The organism is Microseira sp. BLCC-F43 (assembly GCF_041929235.1).
Classification (GTDB): domain Bacteria; phylum Cyanobacteriota; class Cyanobacteriia; order Cyanobacteriales; family Aerosakkonemataceae; genus Microseira.
Genome location: NZ_JBHFNP010000066.1, coordinates 17,931 through 43,460, shown reverse-complemented (window position 1 = coordinate 43,460; position 25,530 = coordinate 17,931). Strand labels below are relative to the sequence as shown.

General features: G+C 46.3%; 21 protein-coding genes and 1 pseudogene. All 22 read left to right on the top strand.

Going from position 1 to position 25,530, the window contains the following annotated elements; translation table 11 throughout:
* Nucleotides 1-10 precede the first annotated feature (10 nt).
* Nucleotides 11-262, top strand: a complete 252-nt coding sequence (locus ACE1CM_RS10960; RefSeq protein ID WP_374877452.1) for a biliverdin-producing heme oxygenase — start codon at nt 11-13, stop codon at nt 260-262.
* 98 nt (nt 263-360) lie between these two features.
* Nucleotides 361-1,539 (top strand): RNA-guided endonuclease InsQ/TnpB family protein, encoded by a 1,179-nt coding sequence (locus ACE1CM_RS10955; RefSeq protein WP_374877451.1) that lies wholly within the window; start codon nt 361-363, stop codon nt 1,537-1,539.
* Between the two features lie 136 nt (nt 1,540-1,675).
* Nucleotides 1,676-2,170: pseudogene (locus ACE1CM_RS10950) on the top strand (heme oxygenase (biliverdin-producing)); the annotation flags it as partial.
* 165 nt (nt 2,171-2,335) lie between these two features.
* Nucleotides 2,336-3,736 (top strand): oxygen-independent coproporphyrinogen III oxidase, encoded by a 1,401-nt coding sequence (hemN, locus tag ACE1CM_RS10945; protein ID WP_374877450.1) that lies wholly within the window; start codon nt 2,336-2,338, stop codon nt 3,734-3,736.
* 730 nt (nt 3,737-4,466) lie between these two features.
* Entirely contained in the window at nt 4,467-6,779 is a 2,313-nt protein-coding gene (locus tag ACE1CM_RS10940) for a phage tail sheath family protein (protein ID WP_374877449.1), read from the top strand.
* A 98-nt stretch (nt 6,780-6,877) separates the two neighbouring features.
* On the top strand, nt 6,878-7,399 hold the full coding sequence (locus tag ACE1CM_RS10935; protein ID WP_374877448.1) for a phage tail protein: 522 nt from the start codon (nt 6,878-6,880) through the stop codon (nt 7,397-7,399).
* Between the two features lie 133 nt (nt 7,400-7,532).
* Complete coding sequence (locus ACE1CM_RS10930; RefSeq protein ID WP_374877447.1) at nt 7,533-8,270, top strand: hypothetical protein; 738 nt, start codon at nt 7,533-7,535, stop codon at nt 8,268-8,270.
* Nucleotides 8,267-9,157 (top strand): hypothetical protein, encoded by an 891-nt coding sequence (locus tag ACE1CM_RS10925; protein ID WP_374877446.1) that lies wholly within the window; start codon nt 8,267-8,269, stop codon nt 9,155-9,157. The genes ACE1CM_RS10930 and ACE1CM_RS10925 overlap by 4 nt, the downstream gene beginning before the upstream one ends.
* Nucleotides 9,154-10,446, top strand: coding sequence for a DUF4255 domain-containing protein (locus tag ACE1CM_RS10920; protein WP_374877445.1), 1,293 nt, complete (start codon nt 9,154-9,156; stop codon nt 10,444-10,446). Before ACE1CM_RS10925 ends, ACE1CM_RS10920 begins: the two co-directional genes overlap by 4 nt.
* Nucleotides 10,443-12,446, top strand: coding sequence for an ATP-binding protein (locus ACE1CM_RS10915; RefSeq protein ID WP_374877444.1), 2,004 nt, complete (start codon nt 10,443-10,445; stop codon nt 12,444-12,446). The genes ACE1CM_RS10920 and ACE1CM_RS10915 overlap by 4 nt, the downstream gene beginning before the upstream one ends.
* Nucleotides 12,443-12,697 carry a hypothetical protein gene (locus ACE1CM_RS10910; RefSeq protein ID WP_374877443.1) on the top strand — a complete coding sequence of 85 codons (255 nt, stop codon included), beginning with the start codon at nt 12,443-12,445 and terminating at the stop codon, nt 12,695-12,697. The genes ACE1CM_RS10915 and ACE1CM_RS10910 overlap by 4 nt, the downstream gene beginning before the upstream one ends.
* 64 nt (nt 12,698-12,761) lie before the next feature.
* Nucleotides 12,762-13,499 carry a Uma2 family endonuclease gene (locus ACE1CM_RS10905; RefSeq protein ID WP_374877442.1) on the top strand — a complete coding sequence of 246 codons (738 nt, stop codon included), beginning with the start codon at nt 12,762-12,764 and terminating at the stop codon, nt 13,497-13,499.
* 65 nt (nt 13,500-13,564) lie between these two features.
* Nucleotides 13,565-14,347 carry a hypothetical protein gene (locus ACE1CM_RS10900; protein ID WP_374877441.1) on the top strand — a complete coding sequence of 261 codons (783 nt, stop codon included), beginning with the start codon at nt 13,565-13,567 and terminating at the stop codon, nt 14,345-14,347.
* A 56-nt stretch (nt 14,348-14,403) separates the two neighbouring features.
* On the top strand, nt 14,404-16,533 hold the full coding sequence (locus ACE1CM_RS10895) for a DUF4157 domain-containing protein (protein WP_374877440.1): 2,130 nt from the start codon (nt 14,404-14,406) through the stop codon (nt 16,531-16,533).
* A 63-nt stretch (nt 16,534-16,596) separates the two neighbouring features.
* Nucleotides 16,597-17,271, top strand: coding sequence for a hypothetical protein (locus ACE1CM_RS10890; protein WP_374877439.1), 675 nt, complete (start codon nt 16,597-16,599; stop codon nt 17,269-17,271).
* Nucleotides 17,272-17,275: 4 nt separating this feature from the next.
* Nucleotides 17,276-17,578: a hypothetical protein gene (locus tag ACE1CM_RS10885; protein WP_374877438.1), complete on the top strand. Its 303-nt coding sequence runs from the start codon at nt 17,276-17,278 to the stop codon at nt 17,576-17,578.
* 102 nt (nt 17,579-17,680) lie between these two features.
* Nucleotides 17,681-18,799, top strand: coding sequence for a phage late control D family protein (locus ACE1CM_RS10880; protein WP_374877437.1), 1,119 nt, complete (start codon nt 17,681-17,683; stop codon nt 18,797-18,799).
* 52 nt (nt 18,800-18,851) lie between these two features.
* Nucleotides 18,852-19,355: a phage baseplate assembly protein V gene (locus tag ACE1CM_RS10875; RefSeq protein WP_374877436.1), complete on the top strand. Its 504-nt coding sequence runs from the start codon at nt 18,852-18,854 to the stop codon at nt 19,353-19,355.
* Nucleotides 19,356-19,679 (top strand): PAAR-like protein, encoded by a 324-nt coding sequence (locus ACE1CM_RS10870; protein ID WP_374877435.1) that lies wholly within the window; start codon nt 19,356-19,358, stop codon nt 19,677-19,679. It abuts the gene before it with no gap.
* Between the two features lie 147 nt (nt 19,680-19,826).
* Nucleotides 19,827-20,183 carry a GPW/gp25 family protein gene (locus tag ACE1CM_RS10865; RefSeq protein WP_374877434.1) on the top strand — a complete coding sequence of 119 codons (357 nt, stop codon included), beginning with the start codon at nt 19,827-19,829 and terminating at the stop codon, nt 20,181-20,183.
* Between the two features lie 102 nt (nt 20,184-20,285).
* The gene (locus tag ACE1CM_RS10860; RefSeq protein WP_374877433.1) at nt 20,286-22,772 is read left to right on the top strand and encodes a putative baseplate assembly protein; all 2,487 of its coding nucleotides are present in this window, start codon (nt 20,286-20,288) and stop codon (nt 22,770-22,772) included.
* Complete coding sequence (locus tag ACE1CM_RS10855; RefSeq protein ID WP_374877432.1) at nt 22,769-25,492, top strand: putative baseplate assembly protein; 2,724 nt, start codon at nt 22,769-22,771, stop codon at nt 25,490-25,492. The genes ACE1CM_RS10860 and ACE1CM_RS10855 overlap by 4 nt, the downstream gene beginning before the upstream one ends.
* The last annotated feature ends 38 nt before the right edge of the window (nt 25,493-25,530 follow it).

The following is a 25,530-nucleotide window of genomic DNA, read 5'->3' as shown; positions in this document are numbered from 1 at the left end:
GAGGTATTAGATGAGTCACGATTTAGCCAACCGCCTGCGAGAAGGCACCGCCCATTCTCACACCGCCGCAGAAAACACAGCTTATATGAAGTGTTTCCTCAAAGGGATTGTTGAAAGAGAGCCATTCCGCAAGCTGCTGGCAAATCTGTATTTTGTTTACAGTACGCTGGAAGAAGCACTGCGGCGACACCAGGATCATCCAGCGGTCGGGGCGATGTATTTCCCTGAGCTAAACCGCACGGCAAATCTAGAGAGAGCATGACTAAATAGTCGAATACTTAGCTAAACTTGCTCAAAGTTGGTTACGGCGACTAAGTTTGGACAACCGCAGAAACTGACAAATCAATTGGAGTATCGAGTATGTATGCGCTGAAGCGAGAATTAAAACTAAATAACAGAGAAGTCTCGCAGATGCGTGGATTGGCTGGTTTCAAGCGCTTGGTCTACAACTTTGGGTGGTACATGGTTCAAGCCAGCTGGGAGTTTGATGGCATCAAGGCGTCGGACTCCCGCCGGATTGACGCCATCAAACAAGTATTCACCCAAGTGGTGATGAAAGCGCCAGAAAACGCCTGGATGAAACAATATCCATCTACCGTTTACCAAGGAGCGTTCATCGATCTAAAAGAGGCGTTTTCGAGATGGCGTCAGGGGTTAGCTGACTTCCCAAAAAAGAAGACCAGAAAGAAAGGCGACTCGTTCAGAGTCTACAAAACATCGGGTGTTTATCCCGAAAAAGGTAAGCCAGCGCTGCCATTTACCAATCGGGTAGTAATCAACCCTGGCAAAAGGATTAAACTTCCAGGACTCAAGGAATTTAGACTTAAAGAACGAATCGATTTTACTTGCAGTTCTCAAACATTTACAGTTTCTAGAATGGCTGACAAGTGGTTCGTCTCATTTGTTCTTGATGTCGATAAAATACCGCCGTTGATGCATCCGATGGCAACCATTGGTGTAGACTTGGGCGTCAAAACTTTAGCGACTTGTTCCGATGGCACTGTTTACCATCTGCCAACTGCTACCAAACGAGCGAAAACCAAGCTAAGCAAGCTGCAATGGCGCCATCGTCACCAAGTCAAAGGAAGTAAAAAGCTAAAGCTAAGAGCATCCGCTAACGCGCGAAAGTTTTACATGCGCCTTGCTAGGTTACATGCACGAATCGCCAATATTCGCCGGGATACAACCCAAAAAATGACGACAGACTTGAGTCGCAAAGCCAAAATCATTCGGCTCGAGGATCTCAACGTGGCTGGGATGCTTGCCAATCATAAGTTAGCCAGCGCTATCAGCGACCATTGTTTTTACGAAATCCGTCGTCAATTAACGTATAAACAGTCTCATTACGGCACGCGGGTGGAATTGGTTGACCGATGGTATCCGAGTTCTAAAACTTGCTCTCAGTGCAATCAAGTTCAACCAATGAAACTATCAGACCGCGTGTTTCGCTGTTCTCATTGTGGGCAGGTTCAATGCCGCGATCTGAACGCCGCGCTCAATCTTGAGCGCGCCCCATCTGATCAAGTACGGCTGGCTTAGTCGGAACTTAACGCCTGTGGACAATTTGGAGCCGACTCCCTTGGTTGAAGCAGGAAGCAGACCCTCCAGAAGTTATTTCTGGTTGAATGGCGAACTTTAGGTAAGTTTAGTCAAGTTTTGTGGAGCAGATTTAGCATTCTACTACGGTGACAGCTGGCGCGAGCAAATTGCTCCGTTACCCGCAGGTCAGGTTTACGTCAATCGCCTGGAGGAAATCGCCAATAACGACCCCGTGCTTCTGATTGCTCACAGCTACACCCGTTACATGGGGGATTTGTCAGGCGGTCAGGCGTTGAAAAACATTGTTCGTTCGGCACTGAATTTGCCCCCCGATCTCGGTACGGGACTGCATGAATTTGAGCAAATTCCAACAGCAGAAGCAAGAAGAGAATTCAAGGAAAAGTATCGTCTGGCGCTCAACTCTTTACCGATTGACGAAGCAACCATGCAACGGATTGTAGATGAAGCCAACTATGCGTTTCAACTCAATCGGGATGTGGTTCACGATCTAGAAGATGATGTAAAAGCTGCAATTGGCGAACACGTCTTCGATTTACTCACCCGTCAGGATAAACCCGGTAGCACAGAGCGAGTTCATCCTGGTTCTGCACCCCATTTAGTAGTAACGTAAGTTGCTAGTTATCTCTCGAAGCTCGGCTAATGGCTAATGGCTCATGGCTAATGCCAGTAAAAATCCAAGATTAGCAATTAGCAATTAGCAATTAGCAACGCCCTTGATAACTAGCAACTTGTGTTAAGTAGATTTAGTTGCCAACCAACAGAGGAATATTAATCCATGAGCTTTTCGCTGCCTACTGTTCAATTTGACTCAACATTGCTCCGAAAGTACGACCAATCTCTACCGCGCTACACTAGCTATCCACCTGCTACGGAGTTGAAACCGGAGTTTGAATTAGTCGATTTTAGGGCGGCAATCGCAGTCGGTAACTATAAAAAAACGCCACTATCTCTCTACTGTCATATCCCGTTTTGTGAAACGGTTTGTTATTTCTGTGGTTGCAATACCGTTATTACCCAGCGAAAAGAAGTAGCAGAGCCTTATCTGGACTATACAGCACGTCATATTCGCCAGATGGCTGAGCTAATTGATTGCAATCGTCCGGTGCATCAAATGCACTGGGGAGGAGGGACGCCAAACTATCTTTCTCTGAGTCAAATTGAAAGGTTATGGACGACAATCAATCGGTATTTTCGCTTCGATGCAAACGCTGAAATTTCGATTGAGGTGAATCCCCGATATCTAGATCGAAACTGCATTCTGTTTTTGAAAGATTTGGGATTTAACCGGATTAGTTTTGGCATTCAAGATTTTAACCCCCAAGTGCAGGAAGCGATTAACCGCATTCAACCAGAAGCCATGCTGTTTAATGTCATGGATTGGATACGCGAAGCGGGGTTTGAGAGTGTCAATGTTGACCTGATTTATGGTTTACCCTTTCAAACGCTGGATACATTCCGCAACACTATTTACAAAACGATCAAACTCGCTCCGGATCGGATTGCTGCGTTCAATTTTGCCTATGTACCGTGGATAAAACCCGTACAGCGAAGGATTCCCCAAGAAGCGCTACCCAAAGCTGCGGAAAAACTCGATATTTTGCAAATGACGATCGAAGAACTGAGTCAAAACGGGTATCATTTTATTGGTATGGATCATTTCGCCAAACCAAACGATGAATTAGCGCTCGCTCAACGGGAAGGAAAACTCCATCGCAACTTTCAGGGATATACCACCAAACCAGAATCGGATCTGATCGGATTTGGCATTACCTCGATTAGTATGCTGCATGATGCCTACGTTCAAAATCACAAGCGGTTGAAAGACTTTTATCAAGCGATTGATGCGGGAGTTTTACCGATTGAACGAGGGGTTAGTCTCAGCCAAGATGATGTGATTCGTCGGACAGCTATTATGGAATTAATGTGTCAATTCCAACTGTCCAAAGACGATTTTGAAGACAAGTATCATCTGCATTTCGATCGAGATTTTGATGAGTATTTCGCCCGCGAGCGATTTGAGTTGAAAAAGCTGGAAGCGGATGGACTAATCCGCATGTTCCACAATCGAATTCAGGTAACTCCTGCCGGAAGATTGCTAATCCGCAATATTGCTGCCGTTTTTGATACCTATCTTCTGCACCAAAAAACTGCTGGCAGTTTCTCAAAAGCAATTTAATACAGTAGGGAACATCCAAAACATTTTGATTTGGCGACAAAACTTAGTGATGTTCCCTACTAATTTTGGTGTCTTGAAGAACTCAGGACTTACGCAAGACCAGAAAAGAAACAAAGGTGAGACCTTGACTCTCGTTGACAAACCAACGATTTTTCGTAGAAACCGGGTTTCTGATTAGGGACACGGCATCCGAAATATTCTGTACAAGTAAACATTTTATACTTGCCGTGTCCCTACAACATTGCCGACGATTTTTCAGAGAAACCCGAATGGGTGAGTGTCATATCATGTCGGCTTAATTACTTATAATAAAAACTTCCCCGCGTCGGGAGCGTCCCCGTGTCCCCACGTCAGATGTTAAGTTTTATGACGGTTGCTCATAAGAAAATTGCGGTAATAGTTTATAATTAAAGCCACTAAAAAGACAAAATTGACCAGGGTTAAGCAGATAAAATCGCTATCCCAGAAAAGTTTGGCGCATCTTTTTTTATATAAGAGTCTGTTAGAGAAGGAGAGCTTTTAGGGCAGCGATCGCACTAGCTCAATCCGAATATTGAGGCTCGCTTTGGGGACTGCCTCCAATATTTGTGGAGTGAAAAAATACTCATTATGCCCATATTCCCAGGTGCAAAGCGGCGATACACAAGGGCGCGCGCCAAGAAGGCAATTGTGGCAAAACGCGATCTAAAGCCGCAAGTCACTAAACCCGATGAGAAACAGGAATAAACCTATGCCGATCACACCGACTTATCCAGGCGTTTATATAGAAGAAATACCCAGCGGTGTCCGCACGATTACTGGAGTTAGTACCTCGATAACCGCATTTGTCGGGTACACGGCACGCGGCCCGGTAAACAAGGCCAAACGCATATTCAATTTTGGCGATTTTGAACGAAAGTTCGGCGGATTGCATCCTGAGAGCGAAATTGGCTACGCCGTCCAGCAATTCTTTTTAAATGGGGGCACCGATGCCTATGTGGTGCGGGTAGCAAAGGGTGCAAAAGAAGCACAAATCAAACTCAAAGATATCAACGGTAAGGAAGTACTGACAGTCTCGGCAGTAGACCCAGGCGTATGGGGCAATAACCTGCGCTTGGATATTGATTACGCTACCACCAACCCCGAGAGTACCTTTAACCTCGGGGTGACTCAATACCAGTTGCAAGACACCAAGTTCATCCCGGTTGCCAAGGAGCAATACCGCAACCTGAGTATGAACAGTCGCTCTTCATCCTATGCGGTCAACGTCGTCAAAGGCGGATCGAAGCTGATTCGCCTCAAACGTACTGAATCCCTGAGCTTTGCCAGCGGCTACAGTATGAGTGGTAACCTGGCTTCGTTTCCGACGCTGACGACAGAAGACAAGACAATAGCAGGCATTCTTGACGGTACTCGTGTATTTACTTTAGTGCTAGCTGACCCAGTGGCAATCAACAGTGCCCCTGACAAAATGGCAGCGCTGGTAACTGCGGTCAATGCTGCAATTACAACCGCTGGTTTGAGTACAAGCAACGACATGAGTGCGAAGCGAGTCAATGGTTTCGGGGCGGATGATGCCAGCGGCAATTACCTGCAATTGATCTCGCACAATTCAAACCCAGAATATTCATCCGTGCAGGTAACGATAGCCGGATCGCTTGATGCATCTGACAAACTGAAACTAGGACTAGAAAATGGTGGTCGAGAAAAAGAAGGGGCAAGTTCCCGTCGTCCGGCACAGACAGGGACAACCAGCGCTGACCTCGCCAACCTTTTAGGCACAAATACAACCGTATCGGGCAATATCGATATCAATATCGTCGATAACGCCACGGGTTTGACAGTTTGCCAAGCATTGAATCAACCGCTACCTGCCACATCGTTACTTGCGGGCGGTACAACTTTGCGAGATAACCTGCAACAGTTGATTCGGAACATCGATCATCCCGCCACAAAAAATGCGATTGTTCAATTGAACGGCACTGTTTTGCGCGTCCTTGCCAGTACGTCCGAGACACCTAACGCATCGATCGCTTTTACAGATGCCGCGGCGACTGCCATTCTGTTAGATGCGGGTAGCGGCGCGTTGGTAAACGTGCAGGAATATAGCTTGGGAACCGGGACAGGATTTGGGTTTCAAACAGGAGCTGTTTTGGGCAGCGATGGGACAGAACCTGGGGCGGGTGAGTTCCTCGGTTCTGCGGCAGATAAGACGGGCATCCACGCCCTGCGAGATGTAGATTTGTTTAATTTACTGGTAATTCCCCGCACCGCGAAGCTCGGCGGAGCAACCGCTAGCGTCATCGCAGCAGCAGCAGCTCTTTGCGAAGAACGTCGAGCCTTTTTCCTGATCGACCCCGAGCCGACAAAAACGCTCGCAGACATTGCTGATTGGGCAGATAGCGTTAGTAAAAGCAGAAATGCGGCGGTTTTCTTCCCGATGATTCAAATAGCCGATCCGCTGGACGGTTTTCGCCTAAAAGATATGCCCCCATCGGGTGCGATCGCAGGTATATTCGCCCGTACCGACAGCGAACGAGGCGTATGGAAAGCGCCAGCGGGAACTGAGGCAGTAATTCGCGGCGTCCTTGGACTTTCCTATACCCTAACCGACCCAGAAAACGGCGTCTTAAATCCCTTGGGCGTTAACTGTTTGCGGACATTTCCGGTATATGGCACTGTTGTCTGGGGTTCGCGCACCAGACGGGGTGCAGATCAGCTAACGGACGAATACAAATATATTCCCGTGCGTCGGTTAGTTTTGTTTATCGAAGAAAGTCTTTATCGCGGTACTAAATGGGTCGTTTTTGAACCCAATGACGAGCCATTGTGGTCGCAAATTCGCCTCAACATCGGGGCATTTATGAATAATCTTTTCCGCCAAGGTGCATTTCAAGGCAAAACACCCCGCGAGGCTTATTTTGTTAAATGCGACAGAGAAACAACCACTCAGAATGACATTAATTTAGGCATTGTCAATATTGTGGTGGGATTTGCACCGCTGAAACCAGCCGAGTTTGTCATTATCAAGATTCAACAAATGGCTGGTCAAATTGTGACTTAAAACGATCCCCCCCAGCTTGTGACTTAAAACGATCCCCCCCAGCCCCCCTTGCCAAGGGGGGGGTAAGAGGGGGGTAGGAAATGGTATCAGGAGGAATCATGGCTCAATTTAGCGTTAATGCTCAGCGGTTTGACCCCTACAAAAATTTCAAATTCCGCGTTAAGTGGGATGGGCGTTATGTGGCGGGGGTGAGCAAAGTCGGCGCACTGAAGCGGACGACTGAAGTGGTAAAACATAGGGAAGGTGGAGATCCGAGTAGTAGTCGCAAATCTCCAGGGCGAACTGAGTACGAAGCAATTACCTTAGAACGCGGCGTGACTCACGATACCGAGTTTGAGCAGTGGGCGAATAAAGTTTGGAACTACGGATCGGGTTTGGGTGCTGAAGTTTCGCTCAAGGATTTTCGCAAAGATATTATCATCGAAGTTTACAACGAAGCCGGTCAGTTAGCGATTGCTTATAGGGTTTTCCGCTGCTGGGTTTCAGAATACCAAGCTATGCCAGATTTGGATGCGAATGCTAATGCTGTCGCCATCCAAAACATCAAGTTGGAAAATGAAGGTTGGGAACGGGATTACGAAGTCACAGAACCAACGGAAATCAGTTTTGTGGAGCCTTAAGGAAATTGCAGATTGCAGATTTCAGATTTTAGATTTAAGGATTAAATGGGAAATCTGCAATCGGCTGAAATTTGTACAAATTGTAGATTCAATTCTTCAATCTGCAATCTGAAATCTAAAATCTGAAATTAAAATGCGTTGTCTAACTGCTAGCGATATCTTGCAAATTTGGGAACAGGGGTTGTGTCAGCATCCCCTAAAACGGGCTGTGACTATTTTGACTGTCGCTTGTCCGGAGATTCGTGCTGAGGAAGCGGCTTTGCTGACGATTGGGCAGCGGGACGGGTATCTTTTGAGACTCAGGGAATTGACGTTTGGAACGGGGATGAACGGTTTTGCGGTATGTCCGCAGTGTAGCGATCGCTTAGAGTTCACTCTCGATATCGCAAATATTCGCGTTGCTGACCTGGAGCGACCCGTACAGTCTGAACATGGGTTTTGTTGGGGGGGAATTGAGTTGCAGTTTCGACTACCGAACAGTCGGGATTTGGCGGCGATCGCTAGTTGTAACAACCCGATTATCGCCCAACAGCGGCTAATTCAAAGGTGCGTGTTGCAGGTGAAACAAGATGGGGCGATTTTAGCGACAAACGAGTTATCAGAGGAAGCGATCGCACAACTGGCAAAACAAATGGCAGAGTGCGATCCCCAAGCGGAAGTGTTACTGGATTTTACTTGTCCGGGGTGCAACTACCAATGGCAAAGTCTGTTTGATATTACTGCATTTTTTTGGCAAGAAATTGCTGCTTTTGTTAAACGCTTGCTGCGGGAAGTTCACACCCTAGCAAAAGCTTATGGTTGGCGCGAAGCGGATATTTTAGCCATGAGTCACCAGCGGCGGCAGTTTTATTTGGAAATGGTGGGTGTATGACAAATTTTTTGACTAGATTGGTAGGACGTACCCTCGGTACAATACCCGTGGTACAACCCCGAATTGCCTCGATGTACGATCCGGGAATGGGAATTGGGGAGCAGGGGAGCAGGGGAGAGGGGGAATTTTCCCCATCTTTCATCCCGAATTCCCCAACACAAATTACTCAAAATCCGACAGGATCGCGGAAGCTTGCGGGGAGGGAATTGGTAACAGATGAAGTAACGGATGTAGCGGATGAGTCATTGAGTGGACTTTTTCAGAATATAAATTCAAAGTCAGGCGAGACGCCTAACCCACAAGAGTTTTTGCAGAAGTCTGGTGGTGTCGAGATTGAATATAGGGACAAGTTTGCCAAAGAAGCGGCGGAGATATCTTCTCAAGCTATCTCTACAAGTTCGGCAGATAACGCTTTACCAAATGATTATGATTCCCTCACTCTGAAGGTCTATAACAATAAAAGAGGGAATCAATCTGGAATTGGTATAACTATCAGGGAGAATCTTGAATCAAATCCGATTCGGCAAGAGCGATTATCCGCTACTTATAATAGTGCAACTGTAATGCCATCTCCAAATCAGGAAGAAACGCGACTGCGGGAAGAAATTGGTGCAATGCCGGAATCTACTCAACCTGAATTAAAACAAAAATTACCCAATTCCAGCAGCGGGAAAGATGAGCAGATGGAGAGATTACCCATTACCAATTACCCATCACCAATTCCCAATTACCAATTCCCAATTCCCCAAACAATTCGAGTCAGTATTGGTCGGATTGAAGTGCGGGCAATTCCGGCGCCACCTGCGCCACCTGCACCGCGCAAATCGCCGCCAACACCTAAATTATCGCTTTCGGAATATTTGCGAAAAACTGGAGGTGGGGGATGAGTAATTTTTTAGCGATCGCAACCGTCACTGCTACTTTTAGTCAAACTATTAGTAGTGCTGTCCAAGCATCTGTTCCCGGTGCTGAGGTAACCACCCAGCGCCCCCACGCACCGGAGAAAGACGAAAAACCGCACGTGAATATTTATCTTTATCAAGTCACTCACAATGCTGCTTGGATTAACGCCGATCTTCCTACTCGTCGCCCGGAAGGAACCCTCGTGCAGCGCCCGCAAATTGCCCTGGATCTCCACTATTTGTTGACGTTTTATGGCGATGAAACCGAGTTTGTCCCCCAGCGCTTAATGGGCAGTACCTTGAGTGCTATACATGCCAAACCAATTCTAACTAGAGAAGCAATTCGCAAGTTAATTGATACTGCCCAATATCCTCATCTTTCTGATGAGTATCTGCAAACCTCTAACTTGGATGAACAGGTGGAATTAATCAAATTTTCGCCAATTTCCATGAATCTGGAAGAGCTATCCAAGTTGTGGTCGGTGTTTTTCCAAACACCTTATGCCTTATCGGTTGCCTATCAAGCTTCCGTGGCGCTAATCGAGGCGGAATTGACGCCCCAGAGAGCTTTGCCGGTGCGCGATCGCAACATCTATGTCATGGCTTTCCGGCAACCTATTATTGAGCAAGTTGTTTCATCTTCAGGCGCAAATCAACCGATTGTTATAGACAGCAAATTACTCATCTTGGGCAAGCAATTAAAAGGCGATATTACCACTGTAAAGATAGGAGAGATTGAAGTCACGCCCCTAGCAGAAAATATCGGCGAAAACCAAATAGAATTAACACTTACATCTTTGGCTTTAAAAGCTGGAGTTCAACCTGTACAGGTGGTGCATAAAATCAACTTTGGCACCAGCGCATCCGAACCACATCGAGGTTTTGAATCCAATGTAGCGGCGTTCGTTTTGCACCCAAAAATTACAGTTGCGATTAGTTCTGTAATCTGCACAATTACAAATGGCATCACCCGATGTTCCGCTGAGGTGACGGTGAATTTTACGCCCAATGTTGGCAAGCGGCAGCGAGTCGTTTTGTTACTAAACGAGTTGCTTTCTGTACCCGCTAATTCGGCACGAGCTTATAGTTTTAATGCTCCATTAAATAACGGAATAACTGACCCAAATCAAGATGAAACTGCGTCGATTGCGATTCCAATTAAAGGGGTAGCACCGGGGAATTATCTAGTGCGCGTGCAAGTAGACGGCGCAGAGAGCAACCTCGGTGCAAACGCCGCCGGACTTTACAACTCGCCGCAGGTGACAATCTCATGAACAATATTGCACCTTTTAACTGGCAAGAAGCTAACCAACGTTACCTAACAGCAGCGTTGGCAAAAATTCGGATATATTTACAGCAGTATATCGCTGGTTTTCAAGAGAACGATACTGTTGAAATCAGCGAGATTGCATCAGAGGAATTAGAAGCGATCGCTGCTAACATGCGGCATCCTCCAGCTTTGCATACCCTATGCATCGCGTTTAATCTGACATCCTTTGAACGCGATATTTTGCTGCTGTGTGCGGGAGTAGAATTGAGTGCATCTTTAGCCAAACTTTGTGCAGAAGCTCAAGGGAATCCCCAATTTAATTATCCAACATTTAGCCTAGCATTAGCCGTTTTCCCAGAATCTCACTGGAGTGCTTTAGCGCCTGTTGCCACCTTACGTCATTGGCGATTAATTGAAGTAGGAAATGGAGAAAGCTTGACTCAAAATCGCCTGCGAATTGACGAACGAATTTTGCATTATTTAACAGGCGTATCCTACATCGACGATCGCTTGCAAGGATTGATAGAACCTGCGATCGCGGGAGAATGGTCAGATGAATTGCCTGCCTCTCACCGTGCGATCGCGCAACAAATTGTTACCATTTGGTCGCAGACAACCAGAGGATCGGTTTTACCTGCAATCCAACTTTGCGGGGAAGAATTGGTGGGAAAACAAGCGATCGCATTTTCCGCTTGCGTTGCTTTAGGTATGCAATTGCAAGTTCTCCACGCTGGCGATATTCCCAATAGCGTAGCTGAAAGAGAAGCGTTAATGGGTTTGTGGGCAAGGGAAGCAGTGCTGAGTGGTAGCGCCCTACTTTTAGATTGCCAGGAGTTGGAAGGCGTGTCAATGCGCGTTGTGCTGTCGTTTGTGGAAAGATCGCCTGGTTTATTATTAATAGCTATTCGCGAACCTTTACCAACTCTTAATCGTCCAGTTATTCGCCTAGATATCCACAAACCCAGCGCTGCAGAACAGCAAAAATTGTGGGAAACTGCTTTAGCACCATTTACTCATGAACTAAACGGAAAAATAGCAACTTTAGCCACACAATTCAACTTAAGTTACCCAGGAATTCGCACCGTAAGTATCGAAGTATTGAATCATATTAACCAACAAGATAACCAATTACCAATTCCCAATTACCAATTCCCAAATTTATTATGGAATGCTTGTCGGTTGCAGGCGCGATCGCGTTTAGAAACTCTCGCCCAACGCATCGAATCTACCGCAAGTTGGAACGATTTAGTATTACCAGAACCCCAACGCCAAATGCTGCGGGATATTGCTGCCAATGTCAGACAAAGATCCAAAGTATACGAAACTTGGGGATTTGCTAGAGATACGCGAGGATTGGGAATTAGCGCTTTGTTTGTCGGTGCTAGCGGCACGGGTAAAACAATGGCGGCAGAAGTACTCGCTAATGAATTACAATTAGACTTATATCGAATTGATTTAAGTTCGGTTGTTAGTAAATACATTGGTGAAACAGAGAAGAACTTACGGCGCGTATTTGATGCAGCAGAAACAGGCGGGGCAATTTTACTTTTTGACGAAGCTGATGCCTTATTTGGCAAGCGTTCTGAAGTAAAAGATAGCCACGATCGCTATGCCAATATCGAGGTAAGTTACCTGCTGCAACGCATGGAAGCTTATCGGGGTTTAGCCATTTTAACAACTAATCTAAAAAGTGCTTTAGATACTGCTTTTTTGCGCCGCATTCGCTTCGTGGTGCAATTTCCCTTCCCAGATGCAACGCAGCGCAAAGAAATTTGGCGGCGCATCTTTCCAGCGAAAACGCCAATAGAAGGGCTAGATTTGGACAAATTAGCGCGGTTGAATGTCCCAGGCGGCAATATCCGTAATATTGCTTTAAATGCGGCTTTTTTGGCAGCGGATGCAGGGGAAGCAGTGGGGATGTCCCATTTATTACGCGCTGCTAAATGTGAATACGGAAAGTTGGAGAAATCTTTGACAGAGGCAGAAATTGGAGGGTGGGTATGAACAAGATTGAATTGCATATCGAGGAATTGGTATTGCATGGGATGGAGATAAGCGATCGCTACCTCATCGGCGAAGCATTCCAGCAAGAATTAACGCGATTGTTGACCGAAAAAGGTTTACCGCGATCGATCGATCAAGGAGGTGAAATTCCCCGCATCAATGCCGGTAGATTTGAAGTGCAATTGGGTGCGAAACCAGAAATAATCGGCGTTCAAATAGCACATATAATTTATGGAAAATTAGGAGAATAATTATGGTTGAAGCCAAGCTATAATATAGACAATCTAACTGGCAATTTCCCAGAATTAAACAGTTATGGTACAACAACTATCTCCTCAAACAACACCAGAAATCATCTACCCCGACAGCGACGGAGAACCGATGGCAGAAAACACAGAACAGTTCAAATGGATTGTCCTGATAAAAGAGAACTTAGAAATCTGGTTTGCTGGCGCAGCGGACGTATTTGTCGCTGGAGATTTGCTGTGGTATCCGGTAGAAGGTAATAACAAACTGCGGCAAGCACCAGATGCGATGGTTATCTTTGGACGACCTAAAGGAAAGCGCGGTTCTTACAAGCAATGGGAAGAAGAAAATATCCCGCCGCAGGTAGTTTTTGAAATTCTTTCTCCAGGAAATCGCCGCAAAAAAATGTTTGAGAAACTGTTGTTTTATCAACGCTATGGCGTGCAGGAGTATTACATTTACGATCCAGATGAGAATGAATTAACAGGATTGGTTCGTTCTGGGGATTGGTTAGAACCAATTGAAGAGATGAATGGTTGGGTGAGTCCGCTGTTAGAAATTCGGTTTGAACTGACAGAAAATAATCTGGAAATTTATCGTCCAGATGGGCGGCGCTTCCTAACTTCTGTGGAATTAGAGCAACGAGCTGAGGAGGCGACAGCAAGAGCTGAAGAAGCGACAGCAAGACTCGAACAAGAACGTCAACGAGCACAGGAGGCAACAGCGAGACTCGAACAAGAACAACAGCGCTATCAAGCGTTATTAGAACGGTTACGAGAGAAAGGCATCGATCCAGAGCAATTGTAAGTTACGAGCGCTCGCATTTCCAGAAATAATGCGAGCGCTGAAAAATTGTTCAAGAGAATAGGGGAATGAATATGCGATCGCAAACCCAAACCAAAACTACACCAAAACCATCTTTCACACCTGTTAAAACAGGAATTTTGCAGCGTAAATGTGCCTGTGGGAATTCGGCTGGTTTGACAGGAAAGTGTACTGAATGTCAGAACAAACAGCTTACGTTACAGCGTCGTTCTAATAATCAAGCTGAACCTGATGAAGTACCGCCGATAGTACATGAAGCTGATACAGTCGCTGGGATGCTTCAGCGACAAGGTTCATCTCAAGACGGAGGAGGAACACCATCAGCTTGTGTTGTTAGTGAGGAAATACCTACGAATCGGAGTGGACTTATAAATCGTGGTGGAACTGTCGGTGAGCGATTTCAAATGAACATTGACTGGAGAGATTCTGGTTCTTTAGCTCGAAGGAGTCCAACCTCTTATTGTGATTGTTCGTGTGGTGAGTACCGTCAATATATTAAAGGTCATGTAATCATCAACGGCAGAAGAGAGACGATACATCTGTGGGGAGGAGCGGTTTTAGAAGAGAACGTGTATCACGAGGATGGACTTGAAAGGAATCCCAGGGGACGTTATGGACACCGTAATGAAACTCAGACAACGGATGAAGATTTTCTTCCAGACCGGGCTACGGGGTGCAGTTATCGTGGGCGTGATTTTCCCCGGATAATGATCGGCTCTGAGGTAGATATGCTGTATCAGTTTAAAGGTCAAACTTATGATTCTTGTAATCAGACTTTTGGCTCGATTCACGAATGGGAAGTGCGGTATGTTGGGCCGATCATCCGATAGTTGAGTAGTGCATAGCAAGTAATATCTTGATAGACATTATGATGAGGATTAGGATTATGAGTACGCGATCGCCAACCCAAACAAAACCCACACCCAAACCATCTTTCACACCTGTTAAATCAGGATTGTTACAACGCAAATGCGCCTGTGGAAATTCAGCAAGTTTGACAGGAAAGTGTATCGAGTGTGAAAACAAACGGCTGAGTTTACAACGCCGTGCTAATAATCAAGCTGAACCTGATGAAGTGCCACCGATTGTACATGAGGTGTTGCGATCGCCAGGGCAACCTTTAGACCAAGATGCTCGTGCTTTCATGGAGTCACGCTTCGGACATGATTTTAGTCGGGTGCGGCTGCATACAGATGGGAAGGCGGCGGAGTCGGCGCGAGCTGTGAATGCGCTAGCTTATACGGTCGGGCATAACATTGTCCTGGGAACCGAGGCGCATTGCTTAGGCAGTCGGCAGCGATCGCACCTGCTGGCTCACGAGTTGACACACGTAGTTCAGCAATCTCAATCGGGGTATGGCGTCCAGAGGCAACTACAAATTGGCGCCGCTCGCGAACCGGCAGAATCGGAAGCCGATCGCGTTGCCGATATTGTAGTGGGCAATCATCCCCTGTCTGAGCCGATTCCGATTCGTGGCGAACCGGCGGGACTGCGGCTACGCCGCCAGGAAGCCAACCCGCAAACCCTACCGCAACGACGAGGAGACGATGCCCGACTGGCAACGCTGGACCAGCCCTCCCGTGGGCAAGATCAAGTGCGTATTCATGTTTTCCGCTATCTGTGCAACTGTCGGGGACGCAATGTCAGACGTTCTAGCTTTAGAGGACGAATACAGCCAAATCCGGGCATAACCTACGAATTCTGTGACGGTCGATTGACTGCACGGATCGTCGGGGATATCATTCCCAACAGTTTTTCCACAGGAACCGTGCGGGTGGGTGGAATTCTCAATATTGCACCTGAAGGGAGCAGTGCCGGTGTCCGCATTGAAGCCCAAGGGGAAGCTCGAAACACGGGATCTGAACCTCAAGTAGGGGGTCAGGGAGGAGTAGGCGTCCGAATTCCGGGCGGTCCCGATATTGGCGCCAGAGGTGGGGCAATGGTCGGAACGCAATCCGGACAGGTGGATAGCACCCTGAGGGGGGAAGTTCGCATCCCCGGTGGACCCACCATCTTTGTGGAAGGAACAAACATCCAGGACGAGGGGCGACGTGGTGTGACCTTCGGGCTTGGGGGAACCTTTGGTGGTCCGAATGTTGAAGAACAAATCTGCCGCGAATGCACCTGTCCGGTCGCTTACCAGTGTATGGAAGATATTCCTCCCAGGGAATACACCGAAGATGTGCCCTACACAGTCACTGACCGCAATCGATTGCGCTACTACTTCCGTCTCAATACCGACCAGGATACTCGGAACCCCGAACTGCGGCGCGAGTCTATCCAGGCACTCGACCAGGTGGTTGCCCTAGTGCGGGATGGTTGGACAGTGAGCGCCATCAATGGATTTGCCTCACCGGAAGCTGATGAACGGGCACTGAACGAACCGCTTTCAGACTCGCGGGCACGGCGGTTACATCAACTGGTTCAGAGCCGCCTGGGAAGCACTACCACACTTCCACAGCCAGCAGGACGGGGCGAATTGTTGGGACGGCGTCCCAGTATCACCCCCGGTAGCGGATTAGGAGATGCCTTGTTTGATGCCGGTTTTAGCAGTCCAGAAGAGGTAACCGATTTCCTGTTTGGCGATGAGATTGCCAACGATCAACTGGCAGCTCAATTCCTGGCGCTGTTAAATCGGGTAACTGCCCGCGAGGATCGATTGCGCCTGTTTGGGGTCACCTCCAGTTCGCCGATTGCGGCTCAACTCCTGACCGCGATTGACCAATTTATCGCCGGTGGCGGTCGAGGGCATAGACCCTGGGAGCGGATCTTCGAGTTCCTCCGATTTGCGTCGGTGGAAATGACACGGACTCGCCAGGAGATCCGCACAGAAGAGCGCCGGACTCGTGGTTCGATTCGTGAGGTGGGAGAGGCGTTGTGTAACGGCTATGCCCAACAGGCGGAACGAAGGAATCTATTTGGACCGGCAGAACGAGAACCTGGTGCTACCGAGTGCCCAACTCGCGACCCAGGAAACCTGGAAACATACGCCGACAGGTGTAATTACGACCGCTAGCCTTTGTCCGAATTATTGCGATCGCCACTCCCTTAAATTAGACAAACAAAACCCAAAATTATCATGACCTCTTTCCCCAATTCCCCCCGTTTACTTAAAGGCGCAATTATTGGAGTTGACCTCTTCAACCCGGTGGCAAGCGTCATCATTTTTCAGTACAATCCCGACACGCTTACGCGCACGATTAATGCTCAAACAACGGGCAGCGATAATGCCAGCCAAGGTGAAGCATTGCGATTTAAAGGGCCGCCTAGAGAGTCAATCAGACTTGATGTGGAAATCGATGCTGCGGATCAATTAGAACAAGAAAAATTTCCCGCTACTTCGATGGGAATTTATCCCACATTGGCTTCTTTGGAAATGCTGCTGTATCCGAAATCTGCGGTGGCGATCGCTAACGAAGTCCTAGCCAGATTTGGCATCATCGAAGTCATTCAACCGGAAGCACCGCTGACCCTATTTATCTGGGGAGCCAAACGTGTTTTACCCGTGCGCTTAACTCAATTTACCATTACAGAAGAAGCATTTGACCCGAACTTAAATCCAATTCGCGCCAAAGTAAGTTTAGATTTACGGGTGCTTAATTACGAGGATTTAGGAATATTGAGCGTCGGTGGTTCGTTATTTATGGTACATCAAGTTGCTAAAGAAGTGATGGCAACTATCAACGGCGTCGGTAACTTGCCATCCGCGTCAGCATCTTTTTCATTTAGTGCCAATCTTAGTATTGGAGGTTAAAATTATGTTTGCTCCCAATAGCCGTTATTACAACATTCCCACCGCCACTAAGACGGTAACGGATAGCAACGGAATGCCTCGCGAAATTCGCTACCTGCGACGCAGATTTATCCCTTCATCTGAGGGGATGACAACCCTGGTAGAACATACGGTAAAACAAAGCGATCGCTTAGACAACATCACCGCCCGCTACTTAGGCGACCCCACCCAATTTTGGCAGGTGTGCGACAGCAACAACGTTATAAATCCCAATGAACTAACCGACGAAATTGGGCGCGTCATCAAAATTTCTTTTCCCCATTTGTAGAGAATGGTAACGGGAGATTGGCGCTTGTGAATTGGGAAATCAAATCCCTATTCAATTCCAATTAGCCATTAGCCATTAGCCATTAGCCAATCCAAAATCGCTATGCTAACCAACCAACTCGGAATTCGTTTAATTTTATTAATTGGCAAGACTATTCCCTTGCCTGCATCTTATGATGTAACTAGCGCCTTAACAAGAGTTGAAGTTACCAACGATGCAGAACAAGGCGATGGGTTCCAAATTATGTTTACGCTGAGTAAGGATAACGTCGTCAATTATGGCTTGCTACAAAGCGGCGTAGTAGAAACTTTTACCCGCGTAATCATTGGCGTGCTGTTGGGTACAACACCAGAAGTATTAATTGATGGCGTTATTACCCATCACCAAATTGCACCGAGTAACGAACCGGGGATGACTACCCTCACCGTTACCGGCAAAGATGTGAGCCAAATGCTCGATTTGAAAGAGAAAAATGCTGAGTATAAAAATCAACCAGATTTTCTGATTGTGACTCGGATAATTGCCGATTATGCCCAGTATGGATTGGTGCCAAAACCAACACCAACCACCGATGTACCAATCGAATTGCAGCGGGTTCCTCGTCAGCAAGAAACAGATTTGCAGTTTATTAAAAGATTGGCGAGGCGGAATGGTTTTGTCTTCTACATTGAACCAATAACTTTTCAAGCAAACCTTGCTTATTGGGGGCCAGAAAAGAGGGGTGGAATTGCTCAACCTGCTTTAACAATGAATATGGGGGCGTCTAATAATGTGAAATCGTTGCATTTTTCTCAAGATGCCCTTGCCCCTGTGGGAACCGAAGGTTCTTTTGTCGAACCGCTGACTAAAATTAGCATTCCAATTCCCTCCCTACCTTCGTTACGTTTGCCACCATTGGTATTGTCGCCAACGCCAGCGAAACGGACTGTTCTGTTAAGAGAAACTGCCAATCAAAACCCAGCACAAGCAGCAACGGAAGCTGTTGCTACTGTAACGCGATCGCCCGACTCAGTAACAGGAGAAGGCGAACTCGATACCATACGTTACGGTCACATTTTAAGGGCGCGAAAACCAGTAGGAGTACGCGGTGTAGGTCTTTCTTATAACGGCAACTACTACGTCCGTAGAGTCACCCACACCATTTCGCGCGGCGAATACACCCAAAAATTCACAATTAGCAGAGAAGGAACAGGGTCGTTGCTACCAGTAGTAAGACCATGAAGAATTAGCAATTAGCAATTAGCAATTAGCAATTAGCAATGACCAATTACCCATGACCAACAATCAATTTTTCGGCAAATATCGCGGCATTGTTACCGACATTCAAGACCCATTATTTATCGGAAGAATACGGGCAAGAGTACCTGACGTAATGGGCGAATTAGAAAGTGGTTGGGCAATGCCTTGCGCTTCTTTTGGTGGCAGCGGCATGGGTTTTTTCGCCTTACCAAAAGTAGGGGCAGGTGTGTGGATTGAATTTGAACATGGCGACCCAGATTACCCGATTTGGTCGGGTTGTTGGTGGGGTTCTGCTGCTGAAATACCTCCCATTTTGCTAGCACCTCCCTACAAAAAATTAATGCTTAAAACCGAAGGAGGTCATACAATTGTGGTGGACGATACGCCGGGAATTGGGGGCATCACCCTGGAAACTGCGACGGGACAAAAGATTGTGATGAATGCTACGGGGATTGAAATTGATAATGGTTTGGGTGGCAGCATCAAATTAACTGGTCCACAAGTATCGATCAACAATGGGGCATTGGAGGTGATATAAATGCCGGGATTTTTATTACATCAAGGGGCGACGGTGCTGTGTTCTCACGCAGGACAAGCGCAACCAATTGTACCCAATCCCAGAGTAAAAGTTAGCGGACAACCAATTGTGACGCAAGGAGGAATTTATACCGTAGCTGGGTGTACTTTACCTCCGCCACCAGCTGCAAATGGTCCTTGCATCACCGCCCAGTGGATTACCGCTGCAACGCGAATTCGTGCTGGTGGAGTGCCAGTTTTATTGCAAGATTCTCAAGCAATTTGCGCGCCTACTGGTACTCCTTTAAATGTTGTTCTTACCCAAATACGGGTGAGGGGAATGTAGGGAATTTTAGATTTTAGATTTTGGATTGAGTTAGACTTTTCTCCTGCAAGGAATACCTATTTAATGAACCGCAGAGACGCAGAGAACGCAGAGAGAAGAGAGTCAATCTGAAATTAGCAATTAGCAATTAGCAATTAGCAATTAGCCATGAATATAGATTATCCATTTCACTTTGATACTCGCGGGCGCACTGCCCAAACCAGTGAAGATGAACATATCCGCGATTTGATTGAACAGGTGTTATTTACTTCTCCTGGTGAGAGAGTGAATCGCCCGACTTTTGGTAGCGGTATTTTGCAGTTAATTTTTGCACCAAATAGCGATGCCTTAGCGGCAGCAACTCAACTCACGGTGCAAGGATCGTTACAACAATGGTTGGGGGATTTAATTCAAGTTGAGGCGGTGGACGTGCAGAGTGAAGATTCAACTTTGCGCGTGTTGGTACAATACACCGTCCGCAAGTCGCAACAACGACAAGTCGCTCAATTTGTGAGAGGAGTCTAGGAATTTCAGATTTTAGATTTTAGATTTTAGATTGCCAAAAGGAGAAGAAAAAATTCCAATTAGCAATTAGCAATTAGCAATTAGCAATTACCAATTACCAATATGTTTTACTTTTGTTGCGATGAATATCGACGGGCGGCGGTGAAGGCACATGGTAGCCTGAATGGGATTGATTATTTAGAGGTAGATCCCGATTGGCATCGGTTGTACGTTCGTTTTATTAAAGACTTAGATAGTAATGCGTTGATTCAAGAAAATATCCGCATTGAGGGTGGAGAACGCATCACCAACATCTCTGTCGATGACGTAACTATTGGTAGCGGAGATGAAGCTAAAATTCTCACAGTGCGAGTGAAAGAAGCGGGAGACTTTTCAATTTATACTCTGCGGTTAGTGCCTTATGAAGATCGTTTGCTAGAAAAGTTCGATCCATTACTAAAAGCCGTCGATTTTTCTTTTAAAGTTAATTGTCCTAGCGATTTTGATTGTCGTCCAGAACGGATTTGTCCGCCGTCACCTGCAAAAGAACCAGAAATTGATTATTTAGCGAAGGATTATGATAGTTTTCGGCAATTAATGCTTGACCGCATGGCAGTTTTAATGCCGCAGTGGAGAGAACGAAATGCGGCGGATTTGGGGATTGTTTTGGTGGAATTGCTGGCGTATGTGGGGGATTATTTAAGTTATCAACAGGATGCGATCGCAACCGAATCCTATCTTGGCACAGCGCGCCGTCGCATTTCAGTCCGTCGCCACGCAAGATTAGTCGATTATTTCATGCACAACGGCTGCAATGCAAGGGTTTGGGTGCAAGTGCGAGTCAAGGATGATGTCGCCGATAACGAGGAGGTGGTGCTTAAAAAAGGCACTCAACTATTAACAACTGTTCCTGGAATTGAAAAACGCATTCCCAGTTCTTCTTCATCAGCTTACAATCAAGCCTTAAACGCACAACCTGAAGTGTTTGAAACCATGCACGAGGCTAGTTTATTCAAGCCTCATAATCAGCTTGAATTTTACACTTGGGGTGCAAAAGAATGCTGTTTACCAAAAGGGGCTACCCGCGCTACGTTACGGGGAAATTACCCTAATTTGCAACCCGGTGATGTGCTGATTTTTGCAGAAGTTATTAGTCCATTAACGGGAGAAACAGAAGATGTTGACCCGACTCATCGCCACGCAGTTCGTTTAACAGAAGTTACTCCTAATGAAGATCCGTTGGGGGGAAGATTTCCTGACCCGGAAAATGGGAATGATGACCCCGTTTCCGTCACTGAAATTGCTTGGGATAGGGAAGACGCATTACCTTTTCCTTTGTGCATTTCTGCCATAACTGATAAAGAACACGGGGAAGCGTACAAAGAAAATGTCAGCGTTGCGTTTGGGAATATTGTTTTGGCAGATTACGGTCAAACAATTAAAAATGAATTTATTGGCATTGTTCCCAAGCCGACACTTTTTAGAGTACCAGTGGCGAGTCAAGAAAGTCGCTGTCAGGAAATACCATCCAATCCTATTCCGCCGCGCTTTTATCCTCACTTGAAAGCAGCGCCTCTGACTCACGCTGCACCCTACAATTCCAAGGCATCGGCTTACTTTACTATGCACTGGTTAGTGAAAGATGCAATACCTGCAATAGTTCTCACCAGTAAATTACACAACAAAACTGATTCTTGGAAACCAAAACGGGATTTACTCAACAGCAAACCCGACAGCAGAGAATTTGTCGTCGAAGTAGAAACTGATGGCAAAACTTACCTGCGTTTTGGAGATGATAAAAACGGGTTGCGTCCTGAGTCAGAAACCGAATTTAAAGTCACTTATCGAGTTGGTAACGGCGTAGCGGGAAATGTCGGTGCAGAGTCGATAACGCACATCGTTACCGATGAATCAAGAATTAAAGAAGTCAGCAACCCTTTACCTGCAAGAGGTGGAATTGAACCGGAAAGTATAGAAGATGTGCGTTCAAAAGCACCCGCTGCTTTTCGGACTCAAGAAAGGGCAGTTACGCCAGAAGATTATGCAGAAGTTACTCAACGTCATCCCGAAGTGCAAAAAGCAGCAGCAACGTTTCGCTGGACGGGAAGTTGGCACACAGTTTTTGTCACGGTGGATAGATTGGGAGGTGCATCTATTGACGAAAAGTTTGAAAATAAAATACGCCAGCATTTAGAAAAATATCGCATGGCTGGTTATGATTTGGAAATAGATGCGCCGCGTTTTGTTTCTTTAGAAATTGAGATGCAGGTCTGTGTAAAACCCGGTTATTTCCGCAGCGATGTTAAAGCTGCTTTGCTGCAAATTTTTAGTAACCGCATCTTACCAGACGGACGCAAAGGCGTATTTCATCCCGATAATTTTACGTTTGGGCAACCTGTTTATCTGAGTCCATTGTATGCTGCCGCTATGGCAGTTTCGGGAGTCGCTTCGGTGAAAATTACCGCATTTCAACGTCAGGGAATGCCAAGTACAGAAGCTTTAGACAAAGGATTTCTATCTTTAGGGCGTTTGGAAATTGCCCGTTTGGATAACGATCCGGACTTTCCCGAACGCGGTATTTTGCGTTTAATAATGGAGGGGGGAAAATGAGTTTATCACCCGATAAAAGTCTGCGAAATTTAGATGATTGCGGTTGTTGTGAAGGCATTACGCAAGAGACACCTGTAGGCGTTTATAACCTGCCTGGTTTAGATGAAATTGCTTATCGCGTCGGTACTCACGCCAAATTCAAAGAAAGCTTGTTGGCGCGTCTGTCTGATTCCAAGTTGCCGCAATTACAAGGATTGCGAACTAGGGAGGATGATGACTTTGCGATCGCATTCCTAGATGCGTGGTCAACTGTCGCCGATGTCCTGACTTTCTATCAAGAACGCATCGCCAATGAATCCTATCTCCGTACAGCCAAAGAACGGGTATCAATTTTACATTTAGCTCGCTTAATTGGATACGAATTACGACCTGGTGTAGCTGCCAATACTTACCTTGTTTTCACTTTAGAAGATGCCCCAACTTCGCCTATTCAGGTAACAATTGATATCGGTACTAAAGTCCAAAGTCTACCAGGCGCTGGCGAACAACCCCAGACATTTGAAACAATTGAAAAAATCGAAGCTAGACCAGAATGGAACGCAATTAAACCGCGTTTAACCGAACGACAAGCTATTAAAGGCAATGCCAATTCCCTACTTTTAGAAGGAATAACTACGGGACTTAAACCCGGAGATAGTTTGCTAATTGTTCCGGATGGTGGCGGCAAACCCGTCTTTCGCCAAATTGCATCGGTAACGCCTCAACCTCAACAAAATAATACGGTAATCAAACTTCAACCGCTAATAGCAAATAGCTTTACTCAGACCAGCATAGTTTACGAACAATTATTCCTTGACTATAGCGCTTTAACTGCATCGTTTTTTGGTCAAACAATTAGCGGCGCGGATTTTTACGCCTTCGGACAAAGATATCGTTTTCAAGCTAGAGACATCTTCAACAATTTAAAAGCGAATCAACCACCTCCTCCCAGCGTTTTTACTTTCCGACTGCGGGCAGCAATTTTTGGTCACAATGCGCCGAAATGGGATGCTTTACCATACACTCAGCGCGTGGGCGAATTCGTTCGAGTCCCCAGGACGCCAACTGAGGATAACCCGATGGATAACGAGGAAAAATGGCAAGATGGAGTTTACTATAATCGCAAAAATTTATGGGCAGAAAATACCCTTAATAATTACCCCGGTGAATCTTCAACCAGTACAAACCTATATCTCGATAATGTTTATTCCAGCATTGTTAAAGATAGCTACGTGGTTTTGAAACAGGGTAGCAACTGGAAGGTACATCAAGTTGACGCAACAACGGAAATTTCTAAATCCGATTTCACATTAACTGCCAAAGTTACCCGCCTGACTTTGAAAAATAATGAGGATTTCGCTAATTTTCAGATTCGCCAAACAACGGTTTTTGCCCAAAGTGAGGAACTAAAACTCGCCCGGTTACCTATTGAACAACCCGTTTCAGGTACGGAAATTCAACTCAATGGTTGGATAGAAACTTTATTTGCAGGACAGATGCTTATAATCTGCGGCGAATTGGATCGATCGCGGGGAAATCAGGCGTGCGAACCAGTAAAAATTAGCAAGGTAGAACAGGTTATCGAGAGTGAAGGATATACGCAAATAACCCTAGAAACTAAGCTCAATAACGACTACGTGCGCGATACGGTGACGATTTATGGAAATGTTGCCCGCGCTACTCATGGCGAAACTAAAACAGAAGTTTTGGGTAGCGGGAATGCCAGTCAAAGTTATCAGCATTTTACTTTGCGTCAATCGCCGCTTACTTATGTAACTGCTGATACTCCTAGCGGTGCAGAATCGACTTTACAGGTGCGCGTCAACGATATTTTGTGGCATGAAGTCCCAACTTTATATGGACGAAATTCAGATGAACGAGTCTACATCACTCGCATTAATGATGATGGTAAAACCACTATTCAATTTGGCGACGGCAAAACCGGATCTCGCCTGCCGACAGGACAAGAAAATATCACAGCAACCTATCGCCAAGGTATCGGTTTGGCGGGAATGGTAAAAGCAGGAAAACTCAGTTTATTAATGACTCGTCCATTGGGAGTTAAAGGAGTAAATAATTCCTTAGATGCTATGGGCGCACAAAATCCGGAGTCGCTTTCCGAAGCGCGGCGCAATGCACCCCTTACTGTACTAACTTTAGATCGCATTGTTTCCTTGCAAGATTACGAAGATTTTGCCCGTGCTTTTTCCGGAATTGCTAAAGCTTTGGCAACTTGGACTTGGACTGGACAAGTGCGGGGTGTTTTCCTCACGGTAGCTGGTTACAATGCAACACCCGTACCAGAAAAAAGTCCCACTTATGAAAAGCTTTTAGCGGCGATGCAAAAAGCAGGCGATCCCTATATTTCCTTGCGGGTGCAATCTTATTTACCAGCGCCGTTTAGAATTGCTGCAAAAGTGAAAGTAGATCCAGATTACGTAACGGAAAAAGTATTAGCAAATGTCCGTTCATCGCTGTTATCTTACTTTTCCTTCGATGCGCGAAACTTGGGTCAACCTGTTACGAAGAGTGAAGCGATCGCCCAAATCCAATCTATCCCCGGAGTTGTCGCAGTAGACCTAGATAAACTTTACCGCGTCGGCGAGGCAGCAATATTAAATGACCGCTTAATTGCCGCTTCCCCTCAACCAGGCGCAGATGGCACAATTACCCCCGCCGAATTACTAACCCTAGAACCAGATTTACTCGATCTAGGGGCAATCGAAAATTTTAGATTTTAGATTTAATTTGAATCTGAAATCAGCAATTAGCAATTAGC